Raw genomic sequence first — 25,647 nt, 5'->3', positions numbered from 1 at the left:
CCTGGTAGCATGAAGGGCCCAGGATGGCGTCCTGGGCCATCCGTACGCTCAAGGCGAGAGGGCACCGCATGTGGCTTGACAAGCTCTATCACACGCTCAATCCCGTTGCCTTTCAGCTGGGGCCCCTCGCTGTCCGCTGGTACGGGATCGCCTACGTGGCGGGCTTCGTCGTCGCTGGCATCATCATCTGGCGCACGGCCCGCCGCTGGAAGCTCGACCTCTCCTCCGATGACGTCATGAGCGCCGTCATCGGCGTGGCCATCGGCATCATCGTCGGCGCACGCCTCGGTTACGTGCTCTTTTACGGGGCGGGATACTACCTTGCCAATCCCCTCAAGGCGCTTGCCTTCAACGAGGGTGGCATGAGCTTCCACGGTGGCCTGGCAGGAGGGCTTGTCGGGGGATCCATCGCATGCAGGGCCCTGCGCATCTCCATCCCCACCATGTGCGATCTCGCCGTCATTGGCGCGCCGTGGGGCCTCTTCTTCGGACGCTGCGCAAACTTCATCAACGGCGAGCTGTGGGGAAAGCCGACGGACCTGCCGTGGGGCGTCATGTTCTCTGACAGTGGCGGCGGCGCGGTGTATCGGCATCCGTCGCAGCTCTATGAGGCCATCCTCGAGGGCCTGGTGCTCTTTGCGGTGCTCTATGCGCTCTCGCGCAGGTACCCGCCACGTCCCCAGGGTACGTTCATGGGTGCCTTCCTCGTGCTGTATGGCTGCTTCAGGTTCCTCATCGAGTTCGTGCGCCTGCCGGACGCGCAGCTTGGGTACCTGCTGGGAACCAACTGGCTCACGATGGGGCAGTGCCTGTCCATGCCGCTTGTGCTGGTGGGCATGGGCATCTTGGCTGCCTCACGCAAACAGCGTCGGCCCCAGGAGGGCACGGTGGCATAGGCGCCTACGTATGTGGTGAGTATATACAGTGACGATTCAGGTGCTATACTCTAGGCTGATAGCAAGATTGACCATGCATATGTGCATCCCTATGCCGTATGGCAAGCGGCCGCGTCGTTCCTGAGAGGAGGGGAGACGTCCATGATAAGGATGAGGCAGACACATCATGATGCCATGAGCGCAGGTCTTGTTACGGCCCTTTCCCTTGTTGTCACGCTCGAGGGCATGCCCACACCCGCCTTGGCCGCTACACCCACGGACGCCCCGAGCGCGCAGAGCGAGGCACCTTCCTCCCGGCAGTCCGGCACCGCCGACGCCGCGAGTGCCCCGGACGCGCGGGGCAGGGCCACCGCCCCAACAGAGAAGAAGGCTTCCGCCCCCACGGAGAAGAAGGCCTCCCCTACGTCTGGGCAGAAGGGCACGCCCTCCCCGCAGCCACAGCAGCCCCCTGCGACGAATGGGGCCGCTCAGATCAGTAAGAACGAGGAGACCGAGAAGGGCAACCAGGTACCGCAGACCAAGACCACGAGTGGCGACGCGACCGCTGCGGCCAATCGGGACGGCCAGGCCCAGGCCAAGCAACCCGTTTCGACGCAGACTAATCAGCATGCAGTCCCCACTCCTGCGGAAGCCGCCGCCCCCGGCGCGGTACGGCAGGATTCTCAGGCCCAGTCGGTGAGCGTTGGCGTCCGTACCGTGAACGAGCAGGGCAAGAGTGTCGAAGGTGCAGCCGTCTCGGTCAATGCCGGCGTGGAACACAGGCCTTCCAACGCAGCGGGAACGTATGACCTCACCCCGGGCGAGACCGTCACCGTTGTGGCGGACGCCCCGACCTATGCGCACGTCGAGCAGACCTTCGTCGTCAATGGGTCGCCCATTGCCATCACGATGCCAAAGAGCGAACAAGCCAGTGCGCCCCATACCTCCACCGGCGCACCTCGCCCTGGCGTGGGCGGCCAGAATCAGGCTGTGGTCGATCGCATGGCACAGGAGTTTGACACCTCCTATGATGACATCAATCTGTTGTCCTTTGCCCCCCAGTACAACGCTGGGGCCAGCGTGGTCGGTGCCATCAAGCAGCGCCTTGCTGGTGATGCCCCCAAGGGGCTCACGGTCTCGGTGGCGTCCTCATCCGATGCGTCGGTCATTGCCGCCAACGGCACCCTTGGCAGAGACGCGACGTCCGAGGTCACGCCGTACGAGACCGCAGGTAGCTCTGAGTGCAGCTTCACGTTCTCCCTGGAGGGGGCACAGGCCACGACGAGCATGCATACCGTGCAGGTTGGCTATTGGAGCACGGATGCCGACGGCAGGCGTGCCTCCCATGAGATGCAGGGGGACATCGCGCTGCCCAACAGCTTTCGAGCTGATGATGGGGTGCCGCTTGTCCCGCCAACGACCGTACCCGACGACGCCTCGTTCACGTGGAGGCTCGTGAGTCCTGACTCCTCCTTCGCCCTCACGACGGATGCCGATGACGGCACTCAGATGTTGGTTGCCCATGGCCAGGGCCATGCCACCTCTGCCCTGTTGGAGGCGGCGATGGTTCCCAGCAGGGTCGCAGACTATGACTTCTACTTCTATCCCATGAGGAGCTTTATGCTCAGGATGGGCGCAGACGCCCAGATTGCCGTGGTCGATGACCCGCTGCATCCCACCGCGGCCCCCCACCGCCTGCCTTCCAGGGCGCCTCGGCCCGGCAGGCCAATGGCACCCATGCTCGTGTCCGCGGTGGTGCCCGAACCAATCGTGCCTACGGTGACGCCGACATCGCCCACATCGGATGACGCCACCCCCGCATCCTCCGCCGCGACTCCCAGTGCCTCCACAGGCATCACGACGACCAAGGCGGCGTCCACGCCAGCGGCTGCCACGTGGGGTGCTGCGACTCCTGCCGGGGCCCGCGCCGTGGCGCACGCTTCTGGCACGAGTGCCCCAAGCGTACCCTCGTCTGCGTTCCCCTCCCTGTCCGCTCCATCGCCCGATGCCACGTCCGCCACCAATGTCGCTTCCCCCGCAAGCGATCCCGTGGTGCACGACCAGGGACTTTTGGGCGCCCTTCGAAGCACCGTCGTGACGGCTGCGTCTGCCTCGCAGAGGGGTGTGGGAGTATTGTCACCGGGCGCCCCTGCGGCACCGCTGGTTCCCTTTGCGGGCGTCGCCATGGGTCTTGCCTGCATAACGGGGGCGATTGCCTCTCTCGCTCGCAGGGGCGCGAAGCCGAGGGCAAGGAAGTAACGGCGATGGCACGTGCGCTGTCCTCCGGCAAGCCCGCCCTCGCCAGGGGCGCGGGGCGCATGACGCCCCTCTCCGTGGCGCTCACCGTGGCAGGCATCCTGATCATTGGTGTGAGCATGTGGTTTCTGCCTGCCTATCTCGAGGGTCAAGACCCCCTCTCGGCGCTGTTCGGGGGAGGGCCGTCTGGCCCCTCGGGATCGGCCGATGCCGAGGCGGTCGCGGCGGGTGCCAACCAGCGCCAGCGGTTCGCCTCCCTCTTGAAGGAGGACGTCATCCAGGCGCTGGCAGGCCTCTCCTACGGGGGAGAGGACCTTTCGCTTGTCATGGATGACGCGGGCGTGTACCTTGACGAGAACGGCATCTGGATCGAGCAGGTCTCGCTCGACTCCGCCCCCACCATGCTGGACGTTACGGCTCGTCGCACCGAGGCGCTTGCCGTCTGGGCCAAGGGGACGGGCCTCGACATCCCCCAGGTTACCTGGATCGTGGAGGATGGTGACGGCACCGTGCGCATGTCCGAGACCGTCTCGGCCCGCACCACGGCGGGGGAGCACACCACGGCGGGGCTGCTTGGCGCGACGTTGGGATACCAGATCTCTGGCGATGCCTACCAGAACCTGGGAGCGGTCTCGTTCTCGCAGGCGTATGGCGTCTCGCCCAAGCTGCCCGACGGGGCGAACGTCTCCGTCTCCAGCGAGACGACCTCGGCAGGCGAGCAGCTGCTTGAGGATCGTATGCATCACGGGCAGTAGGTGGTCTTCCCGCGCAGCGCCCATCCCACATGCCGAGCTGACCTTTGGCCCAAACTGCCGTATCCTTGTCCGCGTCGGACATGAGGGAGTGATGGCATGCGGCAGGATACCCATACCCATGCAAGCCAGAGGCCGCGGCGGGGCTCGTGGGTCTTCGTGCTCCCACTGGTCGCCCTTGCCGTGGTCGTGATCGTGGTGTCGCAATGGCTCGCCCCGCAGGAGATCCTGCCGTCCGCGCCGCCCACCCCAGGGGAGGGCGAGGACGCCCCCGCCTCGGCACCGACTCAGGGCGATCCTCCCGATGCCGCCTCCCCCAAGAGTTCCCTTGCGCGCCTGTTTGATGCGGGGCAGATCAAGTCGGTACTGGTGGTGGGCGATTCCATCACGGCAGGCTACCTCTGCGAGGGGTATGACACAGCGCCCTCCACGGGTACGGTCGTGTACTCCGGCTCGCTGGGGACCTATACCGAAACGGGGGCCGACGTGCGCGTATGGACGAATGACTTTCGCGCCTGGGCCCTTGGCCATGGGGCGACGAGCTTTGTGAATGCGGGCGTCAATGGCTTCACGATGGCGGACCTTGCGCGTGACCCGGATGCCTGGCTGGGCAACGGTGCGGACGCCATCGTGGTGATGCTGGGTACCAACGACGCCTCCCTGCCGAACGAGACGCCGGATGGCTTCGAGCGCGATGCGACCGCGGCCCTCTCGGCAACGGCAACGCGCTGCAAGCTCCTCGTGGTGGTCTCTCCTCCCGACAACGTCCTCGATGGGGGTATGAGCATGGGGGAGGTCGACCGCGTGCTCGACCGCGTGAGCGCACGGGCGGGATACGCGCACATATCGCTGCTTGATGCCCTCAGTCCGGGGACGGGCGACTTCAATGCGGATGGCGTGCACCCCACCAGTTCGGGATCCCAGAAGCTCTGGCTCGCCCTCAGCGAGCGTCTCGGCCTCTCGTCCTAGGCCCTCGTGTTGGGTAGAATGTCACTCACGTGGATGCGGACACGTCATGAGAGGGGAGCTGAACGGCACGTATGGGCACGTCAACCGTACGCATGAGACAGGCTGCCGCATCGGGTCGTGTGCCCGATGTGGTCATCATCACGGGCATGAGCGGCAGCGGCCGCACTCAGGCGCTCCACGTCTTCGAGGACATGGGCTACTACTGCATCGACAACCTCCCCCCGCGGCTCATCGTGGACCTTGCCAAGGTCGTGGGCATCAACTCGGGGGTCGGCCGTCACCTCGCCGTCACGTGTGACCTCAGGAGCCAGGGGCTCTTTGACGAGATGGGGGATGCCCTGCGCGCCCTCTCCGATCACGAGCTCACCTATCAGGTGGTCTTCCTGGACGCCTCCGACGACGTGCTCATGCGGCGCTATGACGAGACGCGTCGGCGCCACCCCCTCGCCATGGAGGGGGAGACCACCCTCTCGGCCATCCAGCGCGAGCGCAGGCAGCTGGATGGTGTCCGCAGGCATGCGGATCTCGTCATCGACACCAGCCGCCTGCGCACGGCCGCACTGCGCAGCCGCATTCGTCGCGCCTATTCCGAGCTCACCGATCAGCAGCTGCTGGATGTGCACGTGTTCTCGTTTGGCTTCAAGCATGGCATGCCTGTGGAGGCCGATCTCATGGTTGACGTGCGCTTTCTGCCCAACCCGTTCTACGACCCCGAGATGCGCACGCTCACCGGCAATGATGCCAAGGTGCGTGACTTCGTGTTGGGCAACGATGTCACCAAGGCCTTCCTCAAGCAGTGGGAGGGTCTGCTCGACGTGGTGATGCCCGGTTACATCGCCGAGGGGAAGTCGCGGCTCTCCATTGCCGTGGGATGTACGGGGGGCCAGCATCGCTCCGTTGCCATCGCGAATGCGACGGGTGCCTACCTCAAGGGACAGGGCTATCACGTGACGGTCACGCATCGTGACCTCGACCTTGCGGTGCGGGCGTAACGTGTCGTTCACGGCGCAGGTGAAGGACGAGCTCTCGCGCATCGACGGCGCATGCGACCAGTGTGCCTATGCCGAGCTGTCGGCCATCATGCGCGTGTGCGGCACGCTCTCGTTCCATGGTAACGGTCGCTACTCCATCCGCGTCTCCACCGAGACGGGTGCCGTTGCGCGTTCCATGATCAAGTTCGCCCACGAGCTCTTCGATCTCGAGACGCCGCTGACGGTGCGTCGGTCCAACCTGCACAAGTCGCGCAACTACCTCATCGAGATCCCCGAGCAGGCCCGGCTCGAGGAGGCGCTCGTGCGGCTGGGCATCATCGAGCCGGGATGCGGGCTTGCGCCGGGCATCCCCACCATACTGCTGGAGAGGCCCTGCTGTCGCGCGGCGTTCCTGCGCGGTGCCTTCATGGCCGGTGGCTTCATCGCCGACCCCCGGGGGGACTTTCATCTGGAGGTCGTCCTCTCGGGCGAGGGGCTGGCGCATGGGGTCGCGCGGCTCATCGGCGAGCAGGGAATGGTCGCCCGCCTCAACCGTCGGCGCGGCTCGCTTGTGCTCTATCTCAAGAGCTTCGACGAGATCGTCCGCCTCCTGCGTGTGATGGGGGCGGAACGCTCCGCCACCGCCGTGGAGGGCGTGCGCCGCATGAAGTCGCTCAAGAACGACATCAACCGGCGGGTGAATGCCGAGATCGCCAACCAGGCGCGCTCGACGGGTGCCGCTGCCGACCAGCTCGCCCTCATCGACGAGGCGGAGCGACTGATCGGCATGCGCGCGCTGCCGCCGGCGCTTCGCGAGCTCTGCAGCATGCGGCGGGCGCATCCGGGCATATCCCTTGCCGCCCTGGGTGAGCTTTTCTCACCACCCGTCTCAAAGCAGGCCCTCTATCATCGGGTGCTCCGCCTGCAGGCGCTCGTGGACGAGGCGCGCGCTCCGCGCCCATGAGGGCCTCGCCATCGCCTGGCACCATCCGGGACCCTACGCGCCCGTCCCCGCTGCCGGTGCGAGAGGATGGCGGTACTGATGGGCGCTCGCCTCGGGCACATGCCAAAGTCTGCACCGCACGGGTGGTCGAAACGCGTTATGATGGATGTGGGTTTTGTGACAGTGGTTCATCCGAGGATCGGCCCCGGAGGACTTTGCGAAAGGAGAAAGCATGGCAGTCAAGGTTGCTATCAATGGCTTCGGCCGCATCGGTCGCCTGGCGTTCCGTCAGATGTTCTCGCATGAGGGCACTGACATCGTTGCCATCAACGACCTCACCTCCCCCGAGATGCTCGCGTACCTTCTGAAGTACGACTCCACTCAGGGCAACTATGCGCGCGACCACAAGGTCGAGTTCGGCGAGGATAACATCGTCGTCGACGGCAAGAGGATCACCATCTATAAGGAGGCGGACGCCAGCAAGCTGCCCTGGGGCAAGCTCGGCGTGGACGTCGTCCTCGAGTGCACCGGCTTCTACACCTCCAAGGCCAAGTCCCAGGCACACATCGACGCCGGCGCCAAGAAGGTCGTCATCTCGGCCCCCGCGGGCAAGGATCTTCCCACCATCGTCTACAACGTCAACCACGAGACGCTGACCGCCGATGACAACATTATCTGCGCGGCCTCCTGCACCACCAACTGCCTCGCTCCCATGGCCAAGGGCCTCAACGACTTCGCTCCCATCGTCTCCGGCATCATGACCACCATCCACGCCTTCACCGGCGACCAGATGGTGCTCGATGGTCCCCAGCGCAAGGGCAACTTCCGTCGCTCCCGTGCCGCCTCCGAGAACATCGTTCCCAACACCACCGGTGCCGCCAAGGCCATCGGCCTCGTCCTTCCCGAGCTCAACGGCAAGCTGATCGGTGCCGCCCAGCGCGTTCCCACGCCCACCGGCTCCCTCACCAACCTCTATGCCGTCGTCGCCAAGACCGTCACCGTCGACGAGGTCAACGCGGCCATGAAGGCATACGCTCAGACCATCCCCGAGACCTTTGGCTACAACGAGGATCAGATCGTCTCCCGCGACATCGTCGGCGAGACCCATGGCTCCATCTTCGACGCCACCCAGACCCTGGTCCAGGACCTTGGGGACGGCCAGAGCCTCGTGCAGGTCACCTCGTGGTACGACAATGAGAACTCCTACACCTCCCAGATGGTTCGTACCATCAAGTACTTCGAGAGGTTCGTTGCCTAGGCAGCGCAGTTCCTTTGCGTAACGAAGGGGTGCGGTCGCAGGTCCTTTGGCCGCGGCCGCGCCCCTTTCCCTGTTCTTGCCACAAGAGAAGGAGCGATCATGGCATTCACCAAGAAGACCGTTCGCGATGCCGACGTGGACGGCAGGCGCGTCCTCGTCCGCGTCGACTTCAATGTGCCGCTGAGGGATGGTGCCGTCGCCGATGACACGCGCATCCGTGCGGCCATCCCCACCATCACGTACCTCAAGGAGCACAACGCCCGGACCATCCTCATGAGCCATCTCGGCCGTCCCAAGGGCGATGGCCCCGAGCCCGAGCTCTCGCTCAGGCCCGCTGCCGACAAGCTCGCCGAGCTCACCGGCTTTGACGTCACGTTCGTCGATGACACCTATGGCGAGAAGGCCGCCGCGGCTGTCGCCGCCTTGCAGCCCGGTGGCATCCTCGTGCTCGAGAACGTCCGCTTCGACAAGCGCGAGAAGAAGAACGACCCCGAGATCGCGCAGCGTCTCGCCTCCTACGGTGACATCTTCGTGCTCGATGCCTTCGGCACCGCGCACCGCGCCCAGGGTTCCGTCGTTGGCCCCGCCGCCTACCTGCCCGCCTACGCCGGCTTCCTGCTCGAGAAGGAGGTCGACACCCTCACGTCGATCTTCGCCGATCCCGCACGTCCCTTCGTCGCCATCGTGGGCGGCTCCAAGGTCTCCAGCAAGATCGGCGTGCTCGACCACCTCATCGACTCCGCGGACACGCTGATCATCGGTGGCGGCATGGCCTACACGTTCTTCCTGGCCAAGGGCTACAGCGTGGGCAGCTCCCTCAAGGAGGAGGACTGGGTAGAGCGCGCAGGCGAGATGATCAGGAAGGCGGAGGCCAAGGGCTGCAAGATCCTGCTGCCCATCGACAACGTGGTCGCCGACCACTTCGGCGAGGACGCCACGGGCGAGGTCGTGGACTCCGATCAGATTCCCGATGACCGCATGGGCATGGACATCGGCCCCAAGACCGTCGAGCTGTACTGTGAGGCCGTCAAGGGCGCCAAGACCGTCTTCTGGAACGGTCCCATGGGCGTCTTCGAGATGGATCAGTTCGCCAAGGGCACCGAGGCCGTCGCCCGCGCGATAGCGGACTCCGACTGCACGTCCATCATCGGCGGCGGCGACTCCGTTGCCGCCATCAACAAGTTTGGCCTGGCCAACAAGATGAGCTGGATCTCCACCGGTGGCGGTGCGTCCATGGAGCTCGTCGAGGGCAAGGCCCTTCCCGGAGTGGAGGCGCTTCTCGATGCGTAACCGTATGATTGCCGGCAACTGGAAGATGAACGAGACCTTCTCCGAGGGCGTCGTCCTTGCCGAGGGGCTGGCCAAGGAGCTCGAGGGCGGTACGGGCAGCGTGGACGTGGTCGTGTGCCCGCCCGCCGTCGACCTCAAGGGCGTCTCCGAGGTCATCGATCAGAAGGGTGCCCCCTTCGCGCTGGGCGCCCAGAACGTGTACTGGGAGGAGAAGGGCGCCTACACCGGCGAGACCGCTCCCTCCATGCTCACGAGCGTTGGCGCCACCTACTGCATCATCGGCCACTCCGAGCGCCGTGGCTACTTCGGCGAGACGGACGAGGACGTCAACAGGAAGGCCAAGGCCCTGATGGCCCACGGCATCGTCCCCATCAGCTGCTGCGGCGAGTCCCTCGAGGTGCGTGAGGCCGGTAGGCAGGTCGAGTTCGTGGTCGACCAGATCAAGAAGGACACCGCGGGCCTCACGATCGACGACTCCGCCAAGTACGTCGTGGCCTACGAGCCCATCTGGGCCATCGGCACCGGCAAGACCGCCACGGCCGACGATGCCCAGGAGGTCTGTGGCGCCATCCGCAGGACCCTGGCCGAGGTGTTCGGTCAGGAGACGGCCGACGGCATCCGCATCCTGTACGGTGGCTCCGCCAAGCCCGACAACGTGGCCGGCTTCCTCGAGAGGGAGGACGTCGACGGCGCCCTCGTGGGCGGTGCGTCGCTCAAGGCTGACAGCTTTGCCGCCATGGTGAAGGCTGCCATGTAGCGGGGCTCCCCGCCTCCCTGGGGGCGCAGCGGCTCCGGTCGCTGCGCCTCTCTCATGCGCAGTGCGGGTCATCATGCGGTGCTCATGGGCGCCATGTCCTAGGCACCCGGGTGGGACGGGGAATCATGGTCTTACGGAGATATGCCCGCTCGGCAAGAGGACGCCCTGCGGGGTGTGATACTCTCATACACCATTATGTTCTCGTCCTTTGGGATGATTCCCAACGTGCTGGCAAGAAGGAGCTACGGTGAGCGTTCTCAACACGATGCTGGTTGTCGTCATGTTCGTGTCGGCATTCCTGTCCGTCATCCTCATCCTCATGCATTCGGGCAAGGGCACGGGCGTGTCCGACATGATCGCCGCCTCGCTGTACAACGCGAGCGCGGGCTCGGGCATCCTCGAGCACAACCTCAACCGCCTGACCATCATCACCACGGTCGTCTTCGTGGTGTGCGTGCTCACCCTGGCGATCACCTTCCCCAACGGAACCATCGCGGCCGCGTAGCTCCGACCCATCCCGCTTTGTTCGGGGCGGGTCCGTTGTGTCTGTCAGCCAAAGCACTACGCGGTCTGTGTGCCTGGCGCACAAGTTTGTGAGGAGTGTCTATGGCGCGGTTCCTTGCCTACATCGCCAAGAGGGTCTTCCTGTACATCATCATGGTCTTCGTGGCCACGTCGTTCACCTACTTCCTGGCCAACGCGTTCATGAGCCCGCGCTCCAACTACGAGTCCAAAACGCCGCGCCCTCCCCAGGAGTCCATCGAGCGATCGCTCGACCAGGCAAACCTCAATGATAAGACACCAATTATGGAGCGCTACCAGAAGTGGCTCACGAGTGTGGTCACCAGGTTCGACTGGGGGGAGGCGCCCAATGGTGATGCCGTCAATCGCGACATCTCCGCACGCATCATGGCCTCGGTCGAGCTGATGACGCTCTCCACCATCATCTCCATCGTCATTGGCGTGGGCTTGGGCGTCTACACGGCACAGCGACAATATCAGACGGCCGACCGGGCCTGGAGCGGCATCGCCTCCGTCTTCATGGTCATCCCCACGGTCGTGCTGGCAATCCTGATCGTCTTTTTCGCCATCGAAATCAACACGGCATCGGGGACCAGGATCTTCTATGTCACAGGCCTTTCGAGCTACACCGGCAACAACGTTCTCCTCTCCTTCGTCGACTTTCTCCAGCACATCCTATTGCCCACCGTTGTGCTCACCATCATCACGTCGGTTGGCTATCACCTGAGACAGCGCACGTACCTGCTTGACGAGATGCATACGGACTACGTGCGCACGGCCCGTGCCAAGGGGCTTACGCGCCGCCAGGCCATTCGCAAGCATGCCCTGCGCGCCTCGCTCATCCCCACGGCTGTCGACGTGGCCTTCTCCATCGCCGGCATCTTCACGGGCGCTGTCATGACCGAGAAGATCTTTGCCATCCACGGCATGGGCGAGTACTTCATCAACTGCATCAATGGCAACAACATCCATGGCGCCGTCGCCGTTGCCGCCTTCTCTGGCGCATGCACGCTCGTCGGTGCCCTCCTCGCGGATCTCTTTGCGGCCGCGCTCGATCCGCGCATCAAGATGAGCTAAGGAGAGATGATGGCAGACAGGGATCATATGCCCCGGGACGCAGAGGGGAATGGGCGGGGTAGGGGTGTCACCACTGTGGCCGACTCCACCCAGATGACCAATGCCGAGCTCGAACTGCTGGCAGATGCCCAGGGAGGCTCGGGTGTCGAGGTCAAGCGCATCGGCTACTTCCAGCTCATCGTCAGGCGCTTCGTGCGTCAGCGCAGCGCCATGATTGGCTTGGCCATCCTGGTCGTCCTCATCCTGATGGCCGTCTTTGGCCCCCTGATCTGCCGCTTCGACTACACGGATCCCGACTTTTCGGCACTCAACGTGCCACCCAATGCAACGCACTGGTTTGGCACCGATGGCGGTGGCTTTGACCTCTTTGCCTGCGTCACGCATGGCTTGGGACGCTCGCTCGTCATTGGCATCTCCTATGCCCTCATCACTACGGTGCTCTCTGCCATCATCGGCACGGCCATCGCGTACGCCCGAGGCGTGCCGGAGAAGATTGGCATGTGGTTTCTCGACATGCTGCTCGTCATCCCCAGCTTCCTGCTGGTCGCCATGATCGTGCGTGCCTCCAGCGGCACCACGGGCTGGCTGATACTCATCGTGGGTCTCTCGGCCTTTGGCTGGATTGGCTACGCCCGTACGCTGCGCACCGTGGCGCTCTCGCTGCGTGAGCGCGACTATGTGCGTGCCGCCAAGTATATGGGCGTCTCACCCATCACGACCATCATCCGCCACCTCATCCCCAACCTGGGATCCATCCTGATCATCGACATGGTTCTCTGCGTCATTGGTGGCATCAACTCCGAGACGGCCTATAGCTTCCTTGGCCTGGGCATCAAGGCGCCGGACACCTCGCTCGGCTATCTGCTGAGCCAGGGCTCCTCGGCCATGCTGTCGGCTCCGTGGGTCATCCTGATTCCGTCGGTCGTGCTGATCGTCCTCTGCGTGAGCATGCAGATGATCGGTGACGGCCTGCGCGACGCCCTCGATCCCTATTCGCGTGCGACGGGTAGCGTGAGCGATGACGACACCAAGTCGGTCGAGACTGTTGTGGACGTACAGGCAACGGCCAAGGCATAGGGCGACTCTCAGCGGGGGATGTTCGCGGCACATGCACCAGGCTGCACGGAACGGGTACGGCTACCACAGTAACGGAGTGACTATGGCCGAGAAGGCAACAGGTGAGGTCATGACGGACGATAGGGCATCGTGGCCCCCTCATGACGAGACGCTCGAGAACGAGCTGCTTGAGGGCAATGGACCCAAGGGCGCGCCCCAGGGCGAGCCCATCATGAGCGTGCGCGACCTCAGGGTCTCGTTCAATACCGAGGCGGGTAGGGTCGACGCTGTCCGCGGTGTCAACTTTGACCTCTGGCGCGGCCGCACGCTGGGCATCGTGGGCGAGTCCGGCTCAGGCAAGTCCGTCACGGCGCTCTCGCTCATTGGACTCCTGGACGACAACGCCCACGTCACGGGTTCCGTCAGGTTCGATGGCGAGGAGCTCATCGGTAAGAGCGACGAGGAGATGGCCGCCTTCCGGGGCAAGTCCATCTCCATGGTCTTCCAGGATCCCCTGTCCGCCCTGACGCCCATGTTCACGATCGGCGAGCAGCTGGCCGAGGCGTTGCTTATCCATAACCCTGACATGAGTCGCGAGGATGTGCGCAACCGCTGCATCGCATTGCTGCGTACCGTGGGCATCACCACGCCCGAGGAGCGTCTTGAAGCCTATCCGCACGAGTTCTCGGGTGGCATGCGCCAGCGGGTGGTCATCGCCATCGCCATTGCCAACGATCCCGATGTCATCATCGCTGACGAGCCCACGACGGCCCTTGACGTCACCACCCAGGCGCAGATCCTCGACGTGCTGGCCGTCGCCCAGAGGGAGACGGGTGCCGCCGTCGTGCTCATCACGCATGACCTTGGCGTCATCGCCGGCACGGCCGATGATGTCATGGTCATGTATGCCGGTCGTGCCGTGGAGCGCGCAAGCATCGACACGCTCTATGACAGACCCTCCCATCCCTACACGATGGGCCTGCTCGGTGCCGTGCCCAAGCCGCACATGGCCGCTGACCATCGTCTCGTCCCCATCAAGGGGAACCCTCCCTCGATGGCCGCGATCCCTTCCGGCTGCCCCTTCTCGCCGCGTTGCCCCATGGCACAGGAGAGGTGCTTCCAGGTCGAGCCGTCCCTTGGGCCTGCGGATGCCTCCGAGGGACATCTCTCCAGCTGCCATCGCCTTGCGGAGATCAAGGAGAGGCACCTCACGTTCCAGGAGGTGTATCCCGGGCTCGAGCCATTACCTGCCAAGTGGGCAGAGGTCCCGCGCGAGCGGCGACCCGTGGTGCTTGAGGTCAGGGATCTGGTGAAGACGTTTCCCATCCAGACCAAGGGCCTCATCAAGCGCAACAAGGGCACCATGATGGCCGTGGATCATGTGTCATTCGAGATTCATGAGGGAGAGACGCTGGCACTCGTGGGCGAGTCTGGCTCTGGCAAGTCCACGACGCTCATGCAGATCATGGAGCTCATGAGGCCCGAGAGCGGTACCATCTCCGTCATGGGCAGGGACATCTCCGCGCTCAAGGGCAAGCATGACCGCAACGCGATTCGCCGCGATCTGCAGATCATCTTCCAAGATCCCATGAGTTCGCTTGATCCGCGCATGCCGATCTACGACGTGCTGGCAGAGCCCCTGCGTGCCCAGCGCTGGTCCGAGAGGGACATCAACTCCCGCATCGGCGAGCTCATGCATCTCGTGGGCATCAATCCCGACTACGTGGATCGCTTCCCCACGCAGTTCTCCGGTGGCCAGCGCCAGCGCATCGCCATCGGTCGTGCCCTGGCGACGCGCCCCAAGGTGCTGCTGCTCGACGAGCCTATCGCCTCGCTTGACGTCTCCATCCAGGCGGGCATCATCAACCTTCTCGAGGATCTGCAGGTGCAGCTCAAGGTGTCGTATCTCTTCGTGGCGCACGACCTGGCGGTCATCCGCCACATCTCCGACTCTGTCGCCGTCATGCATCTGGGCAAGATTGTGGAGCAGGGTGACACGGAGGAGGTCTTCTCCAACCCGCAGGATCCCTATACCAAGGCGCTGCTCTCTGCCATTCCCATCCCCGATCCCAAGATCGAGCGCACGCGCGAGCGTCTCGTCTACCAGGACGGCAAGCTTGTGCCGGCAACGTCGCTGTTGCCTACGGGCAAGTGATGGAACGTCCAGGTGCTGTCACTCTGTGGAGTCCGCATCAGGTGGGCTCCACTTTTGTCTCGAACGGTACCATCTGGTTGTTGTTCGTGCACTTCATCCGCCTCTGTCGACCATCAGAAAGGAAGGCTCATGAAAAAGAGCGATTTTCCCACCTATCAGCATCGGGAGGACATCCCCGAGAGGTACACGTGGGACATTGCCTCCGTCTTTGCTAGCGTGGAGGACTGTGTCAAGGCCATCACGGACGCCCAGGGCTTGCCCGAGGCCTACGCCGCCTGGGAATCCAAGGCGCTCCATAGCGCCCAGGAACTCCTGGGGTATCTGCGCTTTGACGACGAGGCCGAGCTTACCTTGGATCGCATAGGCGAGTATGTGTTTCGTCGTGCCGACGAGGACCATACCATAAGTAGGTTCCAGGATCTCAAGAGCCAGGTGGTGGCCCTGTCCGCGCGTACCTCTGCGGCTGCCGCATGGTTCGAGCCCGCCCTGATGGCGCTTGATGACGCGACGCTTGAGGGCTGGTATCAGGAGCTTCCCGCACTTGCACAGTACCGTCGCGCCCTCGACAAGGTCCGTGCCCTGCGTGACCACGTGCTGCCGCCTGCCGAGGAGGCCCTGCTGGCCAAGGCTCAGGAGATGGCCGCCGGTCCCGGCCAGGTGTTCTCCATGCTCAACGATGCCGACCTCACCTTCCCCGATGCCATCGACTCCCAGGGCAAGGCGCACCATGTGACGCATGGCAGCTATGGCGTGCTGCTGCAGGACAAGGATCGTACCCTGCGCGAGAGCGCCTATCACAGCGTGTACGGAACCTATGACAAGATCAAGAACACGAGCGCTGCCGTCTTGGGGTCGCAGATGAAGCAGCTGGCGTTCTTTGCCGATGCTCGCCACTACGGCTCCTCGCTTGAGGCATCCCTTGCCCCTACCGAGATTCCCCTGTCGGTCTACGATGGCCTCATCGATGCCGTTCACCAGAACGCCCCCACCATGCATCGCTACATGAGTCTGCGGGCCAGGGCGCTGGGCCTCTCACCCGCGCGCTATTGGGACGTCTATGTGCCCATCGTGGACACGCCGGAGCGTTGCTACAGCTTTGAGGAGGCGTGTGACCTCATGCTCGATGCGTTGGCGCCCTTGGGGGAGGACTATGTCGCCCAGGTACGTAAGGCCATCGACGAGCGTTGGTATGACGTCTACGAGACTCCTGGCAAGGCCAGTGGCGCCTACTCCTCGGGCGGTCGTGGCGTGAGGCCCCTCATCCTCCTCAACTTCCAGGGTGCGCTTGAGGACGTCTTCACCCTGGTGCACGAGACGGGCCACTCCATGCACACCTTCCTTACCAACAGGGCGCAGCCCACGCGCTATGCCGCATATGAGATGTTCGTGGCGGAGGTGGCCTCCACGACCAACGAGATGCTCCTCATGCACCACCTGCTCGATCACGCCACGGACGATGCCATGCGCGCCTTCCTGCTTGACCACCTGTGCAACCAGTTCAAGAGCACGCTGTATCGCCAGACGATGTTCGCCGAGTTCGAGCGCGATGCCAATGGGGCCTCCGCGAAGGGCGAGGGCACGGGTGCCGATGCCCTCTCCGAGCGCTATCGTGCGCTCAACGACCTCTATTACGGTCCAGCGAATGTCTCGGACGGGGAGATAGCGCTCGAATGGTCGCGCATCCCGCACTTCTACTACAACTACTACGTCTACGTATATGCGACGAGCTTTGCCGCGGCGGTTGCGCTCTCGGAACGCATCCTCAGGGAGGGGGAGCCTGCACGCAAGCGTTACCTCGAATTCCTTTCGAGCGGCAACTCCAGGCCTCCCATCGACCTCCTTGCCAGGGCTGGCGTGGACATGGCCTCGGGTGTTGCCGTCAGTGAGGCGCTTGCCTCCTTTGCCCAGACGGTCGAGCGGCTCGAACGGCTTCTTGCATTGACCGATTAGGCACTGTGTGTGCGTACGTGCATCAGATAATTCGTATACTTAACTCTGCATCAAGAAATCCAAAGGGAGGATAACCATGGCACATTCATTCACGCGTAGGACGTTCCTCGGTACCGCTGGTGTGGCCACCGCCACGGTTGCCGGCCTGGGGCTGGCTGGCTGTGGTGGCAGTGACGGTAACGGCGGCTCGTCGGATGCGGAGCCCCAGTCGGGATCTCCGGCTACGACCGATCTCGACAAGCTTCCGCTTCCCGAAAAGGGCAAGGTCTACAACAACCCCCAGGATCGTGACAAGCTCAAGGACGGCGGCACTGTGACGTTCCCTGTAGCTGAGGTGGGTCCCGACTTCAACTACTTCAGCGTCAACGGCAACTCTATCTATATGAAATGGTTCTGGCGCTTCTATAATCCGGCAGCAATTCCCTTCCTCTGCAATGCCACGGCAAGCGAGTTCAAACCCGATCCCAACTTCATCGAGTCCTCTTCCGTCACGGAGGATAGTGACAAGGAGGTTGTGACCATTGATATTGCCGAAAAGGCAACATTTAATGACGGAACGCCCATCGACTGGCGTGCCGTCGAGGCCCTCTGGACGGTGATGAATGGTACGAACTCCGACTACACTCCCTCTTCGACCGATGGTTGGAATCAGGTCGAGAGCGTAAAAAGAGGTGAGAATGACAAGCAGGCCATCATCACCTTCTCCCAGCCCTACTATCCGTACGAGGCCCTTGTGGGCTTCCTGCATCCCAGTGCTGCCAGTCCCGAGGTCTTTAACGATGGTTGGAAGATGAACCCCCATAACGAGTGGGGTTGTGGTCCCTTCATCGTAGATTCCGTGGATGAGACCCAAATCACCTTCGTGCGTAACTCCGAATGGTGGGGCGACGCTGCCAAGCTTGAGTCGGTCACCTTCAAACAGATGGAGACCCAGGCAGAGTTCAATGCCTTCAAGAACGGTGAACTCGACGCAACCGAACTTGGACAGAGTGGCACAGGCGAGATGCTCTCCAACTTCCAGGGCATGGACGATGTCGAGATCCGTCGTTCCGACAGCAAGTCCATTGCGTGCCTGGAGGTCAACACCGAGCGCGACTCCCTCTCAGATATCGAGGTGCGGAGAGCCTTCATGCAGTGCATCAACACCGAGACCATCTTGGGCATCGTATATCAGGGAGTGAACTGGAAGGAGGATCGTCTAGGTTCCCTTTGCATCCTTCCGTGGATGGATGGCTACGAGGACAATCTACCCGAAGACGTATCGGCCAATACCACCGCTGAGGCTCAGACTGCTGCGGCCAAGAAGACTCTTGAGGATGCCGGCTACGAACTGGATTCGGATGGCTATTATGTCAAGGAGGGCAAGCAGGTCGCCTTTAGCTTTACGGCCATTGGTGACTCCAACGTCGTCAAGAACCGTGCCGCCGCCATCCAGAAGATGGCTAAGGATGCGGGAATGAACGTCACCATTGTGAACAAGCCCAGCTCTGAGTTCTCAAAGACGCTTACGGGTGGCGAGTGGGACACTGTCCTCTTTGGCTGGAGTTCCGGCAGCGCGACCTATAACAATGGTGGGCAGCTCTTCGGCTCTACCTCAGAGTCGAACTACACCCATGCTGGCAGTGCGGAGCTCGATGCCAAGTTCCTCGCGGTGACGGGCATCGAGGATCATGGGGAGCAGATGAAGGCCTTCAACGAGGCAGAGAGGGAGGCTCTTGCATCCTATGCGTTCATCCCCCTGTATAGTGGCGCGGACACCATCGTCTGCAAGAAGGGGCTTGCCAACTGGGGCCCGGCCCTGCTGTTGGACATCGTTGCCGAGAATGTCGGATGGGAGAAGGAACAGTAAGTCAACAGAGTCGCCGCGATGGCGTGATGGTTGTGTTATCGCTCCACCTGTGGCACATGAAGGTCAGAGTGAGTGAATCGGCAGACACACTAGCTGAGTTGCTAGTGGCTGACTGGAGGGTCAAGCGGATGCGAGTCCCGCCACTGGCGCCATGCATCGTCGGGGGCCTCCTGCGGGAGGCCCCCTTCCAATCGCCTCGCGGCCTTGGGGGTCCTGTCCCGTTTCGGACGCCTTTCGCCATGCGGTCAGTCACACCGAGCTGTTGGTGGCAATCGGCCCGCATCCGAAGGCGGAGAGGGGGTGGATGCGTCCTCCGCGAGCACGGCCTCCCTGTGCCCCTCCAGTTTGTCCACTGCGGCCTTGGGCTCTCGCCAACTGCAGGCGATCGAGCGGGTGGACGTACCCCGATTCGTAGGCGGCTCGATGGTGTAGAGCGACTCCAGCATCCCAGCTCGGCCTCGGCGGGGCGCATGCGGGTAGGTTTGGGAGCAAGACCCGAGTGTCCGGATGGGCCTGTGGATGAACCTAGTATACTCATGCGTTACAACCACGCAACAAGCGAGCACCGCAAGGCAATACCATGCCCATTGTTCCTTAAAATAACCAGTATGATTCATGTGGTGTCGTGGCGGTGTCAGGTTGGAGCGGTTCCCGTCAACAGAGGAGGAGAGCATGAAAAACGATCATGTGGTGAGTCGTCGCGGCTTCATTGGGGGAGGGCTTGCCGCTAGTGCCCTTGCCACCCTGGCCGCCTGCGGCAAGAGGGACGGCAGCACGGGCCAAGGCAAGAAGGGCGGCACGCTCAAGTACTACATCAACAATCCCGTTGCCATCGACCCCTACAACACGCAGGAGGATCAGGGCACACAGGTCGAGCACATCCTCTTCGACGCGCTGGTCGGCTACGACTGGAGCAAGCACGAGGTCGTGGGCAAGGCCGCCGAGTCCTGGGAGGTCAATGACGATGACACCGTCTTCACCTTCCATCTCGTCAAGGGGGCCACGTTCCACAACGGTGATGCCGTCGATGCGGCCTCCTTCAAGCGCGGTTGGGAGCGCATCGTCAACCCAAAGATGGCTACCCCATCTGAGATCAACTACCATCTTGCTCCCGTCAAGGGATACGACGAGTTTCTCAAGGGCACGGCAACCGAGATGGAGGGCCTCAAGGCCGTGGATGACACCACGTTCGAGGTGACCCTAAGCTCGTCCATGGCCGACTTCCTTACGGTGTGCACGCATTCCGCATTGGCGCCCGTGCCCCAGGCTGCCCTCGACGACCCCGAGTCCTTCCTGGTGGCCCCCATTGGCAATGGCCCCTTCAAGATGGATGGCCAGTGGGTGGCCGACCAATACATCAACGTCGTGCGCTTCGATGACTATTATGGCGAGAAGGCCAAGCTCGACGGTATCAACTTCTCCATCCAGAAGGATCCCGACACGGCCTTCCGCGAGTTCGAGGGTGGCAATATCGACATGGCGCAGATCCCCACCGGTCGCTTCAACGAGACCATCGAGAAGTACGGCAAGTCGGATGACGGCTACACCGTGACGCCGGGTCACCAGACCCTGACGGGCGCCGAGCTGTCCGTCTACTACCTCGCCATCAACATCGAGAAGATGCCTGACAAGAACCTGCGTCATGCCGTCTCGCTGGCCATCGATAGGCAGAGCATCTGCGACACGCTCTTCGAGGGCACACGCATCCCAGCCGACAGCGTCATCCCCACGGTGCTCGATCCCGACGGCAGCAACGCCTGGGCGGACTGCAGGTACGACAAGGATGCGGCCCAGAAGCTCATTGACGACAACGGCCTTGCCGGTACCGAGGTGACCCTCTCCTATAACTCGGGTGGTGGCCATGAGGACATCATGTCCATGGTGCAGAGCGATCTTGAGGCCGTGGGGCTGAAGGTTCAGCAAGAGTCCCAGGAGTGGGCCTCCTATCTGCAAAAGCTCAAGGGCGGCGACTTTACGATGGGACGTCTCGGCTGGATTGCCGACTATCCCACGATCGACAACATGCTCTACCCCAACTTCTACAGCACCGCTGACAACAACTACTCCAAGTATAAGGATGACGAGGTGGACCAGGGCATCGATGATGCCCGACAGATTGCTGACGAGGAGGAGCGCAAGGCCAAGCTCCGCGAGGTCAATCAGCTCATCGGTGAGGACATGCCCATCGTCCCCCTGATGTTCTACGCTCACAACTGGGTGGGTAGCGAGCGAGTCGAGAGCCTCTATCTCGACCCTCAGAACAAGGTGGACTTCGCCACGACGACGCTCAAGGCGTAGCCTCACGGCGCAGGCCATCCCAAGACAGCAGAGGTCGGGAGCGGGTATCAGGTTAGGTGCCCGCCCCCGTTCATATGGGTTCGTCCCAGGCAAGATGTGCCTTCGTCCCTGTCATGGGGCAGACCCAACCAAGGAGAGTCCCCTTCATGGGTAGATACATCGCAAAGCGCATCCTGCAGTTCATTCCCGTCTTTTTGGGTGTGACGCTCATCCTGTTCCTGATGCAGAACGTCGTTCCCGGCGACCCCATCAAGCTCATCGCGGGCGAAAAGCAGCTTGACCAGGTGACCGAGAACAACCTGCGTGCCACCTATCACCTCATCGAGACCGACGGAGATGGCAACATCGTCTATGACGAGACAGGGCATACCATCGAGACCCCTCTCTGGAAGCGTTATGTGCTGTATGTCGGTGGTCTGCTCCACGGCGATCTGGGCGTCTCCTATCAGCAGTCGGGCAGACCCGTTGCCGACATCCTTGCCGAGAAGTATCCCTATACCATCCGTTTGGCCATCGTGGCCATTCTGATAGAGGCGGTGATAGGCATCCTTGCCGGGATGGTCTCGGCCATCAAGAGATACTCGTTCTGGGACGTCCTGGTGACTCTCTCGACGTCCATCCTCGTGGCCATGCCGGCATTCTGGTTGGGCATGCTCCTGCAGCTCCTTTTCGGCATTGTGCTCAAGAATGCCACGGGAGGATCGGCCTATCTGCCCATCTCTGGGGCGGGTGGACCATATGCCGAGTTCAGCAGTGGCATGTACTACATCCTTCCAGCCATTACGCTCGCATCGGTCTCGACGGCGTATACGGCGCGTATCATGCGTTCCCAGTTGCTGGAGATCATGAACCAGGATTACATTCGCACGGCTCGCGCCAAGGGCCTCTCTCGTCATGCGGTCATTCTTCATCATGCCCTGAAGAACGCCCTCATTCCCGTCGTGACCTACATCGGCATTGACTTCGGCACCATGCTTGCCGGCGCCATCCTTACCGAGACGGTCTTCAACTGGCCCGGAGTGGGATACGAGACCTATCGTGCCATCACGCAGCGCGACTGGCCCATCGTGCTTGGGTCCGTGACGGTCATTGTCCTGGTGGTTATGGTCATCAACCTCGTCGTCGACATCAGCTATGCCTTCCTTGATCCACGTATCAGATATGGCAAGTCCAAGGACCAGGGGTAGGTGGGACGCATGAGGAAGACCTTTCAGACCATCAGGAAGGGCGAGCCCGTGGGCATTGAGACGCCGGAAGATCAGCGCAGTGCCGCACCTCCCGAGGGTACCCAAGCGGTCTCGGCGGCACCCTCCCGCACGCTCTGGGGTGACGCCTTCGCACGTCTCCGCAGGAATCGGCTTGCCATTGCCGCTGTCGTGTGGGTCGTGTTCATCGTCATCGTGGCCCTCACCGCCGACCTCTGGGTTCCCCAGGCACTTGGTAGTCCCACGGCCCAGCTCTATGACGCTCGCCTGCCTATGAGCGCCCAGCATCCCTTTGGCACCGACCAGGTTGGACGTGACGTGCTCTCGCGCGTCATCTATGGTGCGCGCATCTCCCTGGCCGTCGGCATCCTGGCAACGGCGATTTCCACGGCCATCGGCCTGGTGATGGGTGCGCTTGCGGCCTACCATGGTGGTATATGGGACACCATAATCATGCGCCTTGCCGACATCTTCCTGGCATTCCCCTATACGCTCTTCGTGATCGTGATGCTGGCGGTGTTGGGATCCGGCATCCAAAACGTGTTCATTGCCATCGGCGTTCTGGGATGGCCCTCCATCGCTCGCGTGTTCCGCTCGGCGATTCTCTCGGTCAAGGAGAACGATTACGTGGATGCCGCACGTTCCATGGGCGCATCGGATGCGCGCATCATCGTGCGACACATCTTCCCCAACTCCGTCGCATCCATTGTGGTCTATGCCACGATGAACATCGGTGGCGCCATTCTCACCGAGGCGGCGCTCTCGTTTCTGGGCATGGGCGTCGTCCCACCCGACCCCTCCTGGGGAATCCTCATTGAGGATGGACAGAAGTTCCTTGCGACACAACCATGGCTCATGATCATGCCGGGCCTTGCGATCTTGCTGACCGTCCTTGCGTTCACGCTCCTTGGTGACGGTCTGCGCGATGCCCTCGACGTCAAGATGAAGGATGCATGATGCTATTCAGAAGGAAGAAGGACGTCACCTATAGGGATCTCAAGGAGCAGCCGGTTCCTGACGGACGGCATCTGCTTGAGGTTGACGATCTCAGGATGTACTTTCACACGCAGGATGGTGTCGTAAAGGCCGTCAATGGTGTCTCGTATACGCTTGACAGGGGGGAGACGCTGGGAGTTGTCGGGGAGTCTGGCTCGGGCAAGTCCGTCACATCCCTTACCATCATGGGCCTAGTTGACATGCCACCGGGGCGCATCGAGGGCGGAGATGTCCGCTATCACGGTGAGTCCCTGCTCAAGATGGGCGAGGAGCAGATGGAGCATATCCGTGGCAACGACATCGCGATGATCTTCCAGGATCCGATGACCTCCCTCAATCCGGTCTATACCATAGGGCGCCAGCTCAGCGAGGGCATGATCCTCCATCGTGGGTACAGCAAGAGGCAGGCGCTCCAGCGTTCCATCGAGCTTCTTGACATGGTGGGTATCCCCAATCCCGAGCAGCGCGTGAGGGACTACCCCCATGAGTTTTCTGGTGGCATGCGTCAGCGCGTCATGATTGCCATGGCGCTTGCCTGCGATCCCGACATCCTCATTGCCGACGAGCCCACCACCGCCCTTGACGTCACGATCCAGGCGCAGATCATCGAGCTCATGCAACAGATGCAGAGTCAGAACGGCAACGCCATCATCATGATCACGCACGACCTCGGTGTCGTCGCTGACGTGGCGGACAAGATCATGGTCATGTACGCGGGGCAGCCCGTCGAATTCGGCACGGCAGACGAGATCTTCTATGCATCGATGCACCCCTATACCTGGGGTCTCACACGCTCCATCCCTGATCCCATCATGGATGCCAAGCATGCGCTCACGCCCATCAAGGGCAATCCGCCCTCATTGGTGAGCGTACCTGCAGGCTGTGTGTTTGCGCCACGCTGCCCCTATGCGACCGATCTCTGTAGGGCGAAGGAGCCCGAGCTCTATGTAGGCGAGACAGGCCACTATTCCCGCTGCCACTACTCGCATGATGCCGCGTTCGTTGCGAGGAATGCGCCGCACACCTCGCGGTCGAGGGACGGTGACGGCGCCGCGTCTGTGGGCGCCTCAAACGGGGAAGGAGGCGAGGCATAGGATGTCACGTACCGAGCACAGGGAGGCTCGCACCGAGCGGAGGCCTCTGCTACGGGTCGAGCACCTCACCAAGGAGTTTCCCATCGAGTCCGGCGTGATCGCCTCCAAGCGTAGGGATGCGAAGAGGGTCCACGCCGTCGAGGACGTGAGCTTTGACATCTATCCAGGTGAGACCTTCGGTCTTGTTGGCGAATCCGGCTGTGGCAAGTCCACGACCGGGCGGTCCATCATGCGCCTGACGACCCCTACGTCCGGGAGGGTCCTCTTCGATGGCAAGGACATTGCCAAGATGAGCAGGTCCGAGTTCAAAGCGATGCATCGTGACATCCAGTATATCTTCCAGGACCCTTACGCATCGTTGAACCCACGCATGACCATCGGGGAGATCATCTCCGAACCACTGCTGATTCATGGGATCCTGCCCGATCGGGCGAAGCGCACGAAGTATGTGCGAGATCTTCTGGATATCGTTGGCCTGAATCCCGAGCACATCAACCGCTATCCCCATGAGTTCTCCGGTGGTCAGCGCCAGCGTGTGGGCATCGCTCGCGCCTTTGCCGTGCATCCGAAGCTCATCATCTGCGACGAGCCGGTCTCGGCGCTCGATGTCTCCATCCAAGCCCAGGTCCTGAACCTGCTTTCCGACCTGCAGAGGGAGTACGAGACGGCATACCTCTTCATTGCGCATGACCTTTCGGTGGTGCAGCATAGCTCCGATCGTGTGGCCGTCATGTACCTGGGACACCTCATGGAGTGCTCCGGTTGGAAGTCCCTCTATGTGGAACCCTGCCACCCCTACACGCAATCGCTGCTCTCTGCGGTGCCCGTCCCCGATCCTGACGTCCAGCACAAGCGTAAGCGCATCATCCTTGCCGGTGACGTGCCTTCGCCCATTGACCCGCCCTCAGGCTGTCCGTTTCATACGCGCTGTCCCATCGCACGGGAGCGTTGCTCCGAGGAGGTCCCTGCCTTGCGCGAGATCAGGCAGGGACACTTCTGCGCATGCCACTTTGCGGAGCCCCATCCCATCAAGGGGGCCTCTGTCAGGCTGTAGGCTGTCAGCTTGCTTTCTGCTGCGTGACCGGGATGTCGCATGGGTCGCAGGGTCCATCTTTTTCCATTGCCATGAGTCAAGGGCTGTGTTATCGTTCTTCCTGCACCACATGAATGTCGGAGTGGCGGAATTGGCAGACGCGCTAGCTTGAGGTGCTAGTGACTGACTAAAAGGTCGTGCGGGTTCAAGTCCCGCCTCCGACACCACGCATGATCAGGGGGCCTCCTTCGGGAGGCCCCCTCCTTGTGTGACCGGAGTCAGACCCAGGCCGAAACAGCGGCCGACAAATGGGTATCAACCTCGGGTATATCGCCTGCACC

20 protein-coding genes and 1 tRNA gene are annotated in these 25,647 nt (G+C 62.4%); all 21 read left to right on the top strand.

Annotation, left to right across the window (positions count from 1 at the left end):
- Positions 1-68: 68 nt before the first annotated feature.
- The 21 genes from lgt (at position 69) to J2S71_RS01335 (ending at position 25,533) form a co-directional block, all read left to right on the top strand.
- Positions 69-896 carry a prolipoprotein diacylglyceryl transferase gene (gene lgt, locus J2S71_RS01435; RefSeq protein WP_040652233.1) on the top strand — a complete coding sequence of 276 codons (828 nt, stop codon included), beginning with the start codon at positions 69-71 and terminating at the stop codon, positions 894-896.
- 141 nt (positions 897-1,037) lie between these two features.
- The gene (locus J2S71_RS01430) at positions 1,038-3,134 is read left to right on the top strand and encodes a hypothetical protein (RefSeq protein WP_307388313.1); all 2,097 of its coding nucleotides are present in this window, start codon (positions 1,038-1,040) and stop codon (positions 3,132-3,134) included.
- Between the two features lie 5 nt (positions 3,135-3,139).
- A complete protein-coding gene (locus J2S71_RS01425; RefSeq protein ID WP_307388311.1) occupies positions 3,140-3,886 on the top strand; it encodes a hypothetical protein in 747 nt (248 codons plus the stop codon).
- A gap of 96 nt (positions 3,887-3,982) precedes the next feature.
- On the top strand, positions 3,983-4,852 hold the full coding sequence (locus J2S71_RS01420) for an SGNH/GDSL hydrolase family protein (protein ID WP_307388309.1): 870 nt from the start codon (positions 3,983-3,985) through the stop codon (positions 4,850-4,852).
- 71 nt (positions 4,853-4,923) lie between these two features.
- On the top strand, positions 4,924-5,844 hold the full coding sequence (gene rapZ / locus J2S71_RS01415; protein ID WP_021726823.1) for an RNase adapter RapZ: 921 nt from the start codon (positions 4,924-4,926) through the stop codon (positions 5,842-5,844).
- Between the two features lies 1 nt (position 5,845).
- On the top strand, positions 5,846-6,787 hold the full coding sequence (gene whiA / locus J2S71_RS01410; protein WP_307392369.1) for a DNA-binding protein WhiA: 942 nt from the start codon (positions 5,846-5,848) through the stop codon (positions 6,785-6,787).
- A 211-nt stretch (positions 6,788-6,998) separates the two neighbouring features.
- A complete protein-coding gene (gap, locus tag J2S71_RS01405; protein WP_307388306.1) occupies positions 6,999-8,024 on the top strand; it encodes a type I glyceraldehyde-3-phosphate dehydrogenase in 1,026 nt (341 codons plus the stop codon).
- 99 nt (positions 8,025-8,123) lie between these two features.
- On the top strand, positions 8,124-9,314 hold the full coding sequence (locus tag J2S71_RS01400; RefSeq protein ID WP_021726824.1) for a phosphoglycerate kinase: 1,191 nt from the start codon (positions 8,124-8,126) through the stop codon (positions 9,312-9,314).
- Entirely contained in the window at positions 9,307-10,071 is a 765-nt protein-coding gene (tpiA, locus tag J2S71_RS01395; protein ID WP_021726915.1) for a triose-phosphate isomerase, read from the top strand. The genes J2S71_RS01400 and tpiA overlap by 8 nt, the downstream gene beginning before the upstream one ends.
- Before the next feature lie 247 nt (positions 10,072-10,318).
- Positions 10,319-10,576, top strand: coding sequence for a preprotein translocase subunit SecG (secG, locus tag J2S71_RS01390; RefSeq protein WP_021726907.1), 258 nt, complete (start codon positions 10,319-10,321; stop codon positions 10,574-10,576).
- A 101-nt stretch (positions 10,577-10,677) separates the two neighbouring features.
- Positions 10,678-11,670: an ABC transporter permease gene (locus J2S71_RS01385; RefSeq protein ID WP_021726810.1), complete on the top strand. Its 993-nt coding sequence runs from the start codon at positions 10,678-10,680 to the stop codon at positions 11,668-11,670.
- Between the two features lie 9 nt (positions 11,671-11,679).
- On the top strand, positions 11,680-12,747 hold the full coding sequence (locus J2S71_RS01380; RefSeq protein WP_084620949.1) for an ABC transporter permease: 1,068 nt from the start codon (positions 11,680-11,682) through the stop codon (positions 12,745-12,747).
- Positions 12,748-12,829: 82 nt separating this feature from the next.
- On the top strand, positions 12,830-14,881 hold the full coding sequence (locus J2S71_RS01375; protein WP_307388304.1) for a dipeptide ABC transporter ATP-binding protein: 2,052 nt from the start codon (positions 12,830-12,832) through the stop codon (positions 14,879-14,881).
- A gap of 129 nt (positions 14,882-15,010) precedes the next feature.
- Positions 15,011-16,831: an oligoendopeptidase F gene (pepF, locus tag J2S71_RS01370; RefSeq protein ID WP_307388302.1), complete on the top strand. Its 1,821-nt coding sequence runs from the start codon at positions 15,011-15,013 to the stop codon at positions 16,829-16,831.
- Between the two features lie 76 nt (positions 16,832-16,907).
- Positions 16,908-18,680, top strand: coding sequence for an ABC transporter family substrate-binding protein (locus J2S71_RS01365; RefSeq protein ID WP_307388300.1), 1,773 nt, complete (start codon positions 16,908-16,910; stop codon positions 18,678-18,680).
- 672 nt (positions 18,681-19,352) lie between these two features.
- On the top strand, positions 19,353-20,978 hold the full coding sequence (locus J2S71_RS01360) for a peptide ABC transporter substrate-binding protein (RefSeq protein WP_021726795.1): 1,626 nt from the start codon (positions 19,353-19,355) through the stop codon (positions 20,976-20,978).
- 146 nt (positions 20,979-21,124) lie between these two features.
- Positions 21,125-22,165 (top strand): ABC transporter permease, encoded by a 1,041-nt coding sequence (locus J2S71_RS01355; RefSeq protein ID WP_021726879.1) that lies wholly within the window; start codon positions 21,125-21,127, stop codon positions 22,163-22,165.
- 9 nt (positions 22,166-22,174) lie between these two features.
- The gene (locus tag J2S71_RS01350; RefSeq protein ID WP_040652218.1) at positions 22,175-23,140 is read left to right on the top strand and encodes an ABC transporter permease; all 966 of its coding nucleotides are present in this window, start codon (positions 22,175-22,177) and stop codon (positions 23,138-23,140) included.
- A complete protein-coding gene (locus J2S71_RS01345; RefSeq protein ID WP_307388296.1) occupies positions 23,140-24,273 on the top strand; it encodes an ABC transporter ATP-binding protein in 1,134 nt (377 codons plus the stop codon). The genes J2S71_RS01350 and J2S71_RS01345 overlap by 1 nt, the downstream gene beginning before the upstream one ends.
- A 1-nt stretch (position 24,274) precedes the next feature.
- Positions 24,275-25,327 (top strand): ABC transporter ATP-binding protein, encoded by a 1,053-nt coding sequence (locus J2S71_RS01340; RefSeq protein WP_021726844.1) that lies wholly within the window; start codon positions 24,275-24,277, stop codon positions 25,325-25,327.
- Positions 25,328-25,442: 115 nt separating this feature from the next.
- Positions 25,443-25,533: transfer RNA gene (locus tag J2S71_RS01335), tRNA-Leu, on the top strand.
- Positions 25,534-25,647 lie beyond the last annotated feature (114 nt).

Source organism: Olsenella profusa DSM 13989 (assembly GCF_030811115.1).
GTDB classification, from domain to species: Bacteria; Actinomycetota; Coriobacteriia; order Coriobacteriales; family Atopobiaceae; genus Olsenella_F; species Olsenella_F profusa.
Note: the sequence above shows the minus strand (reverse complement) of the source record. Positions and strands in the feature narration are given on the sequence as shown.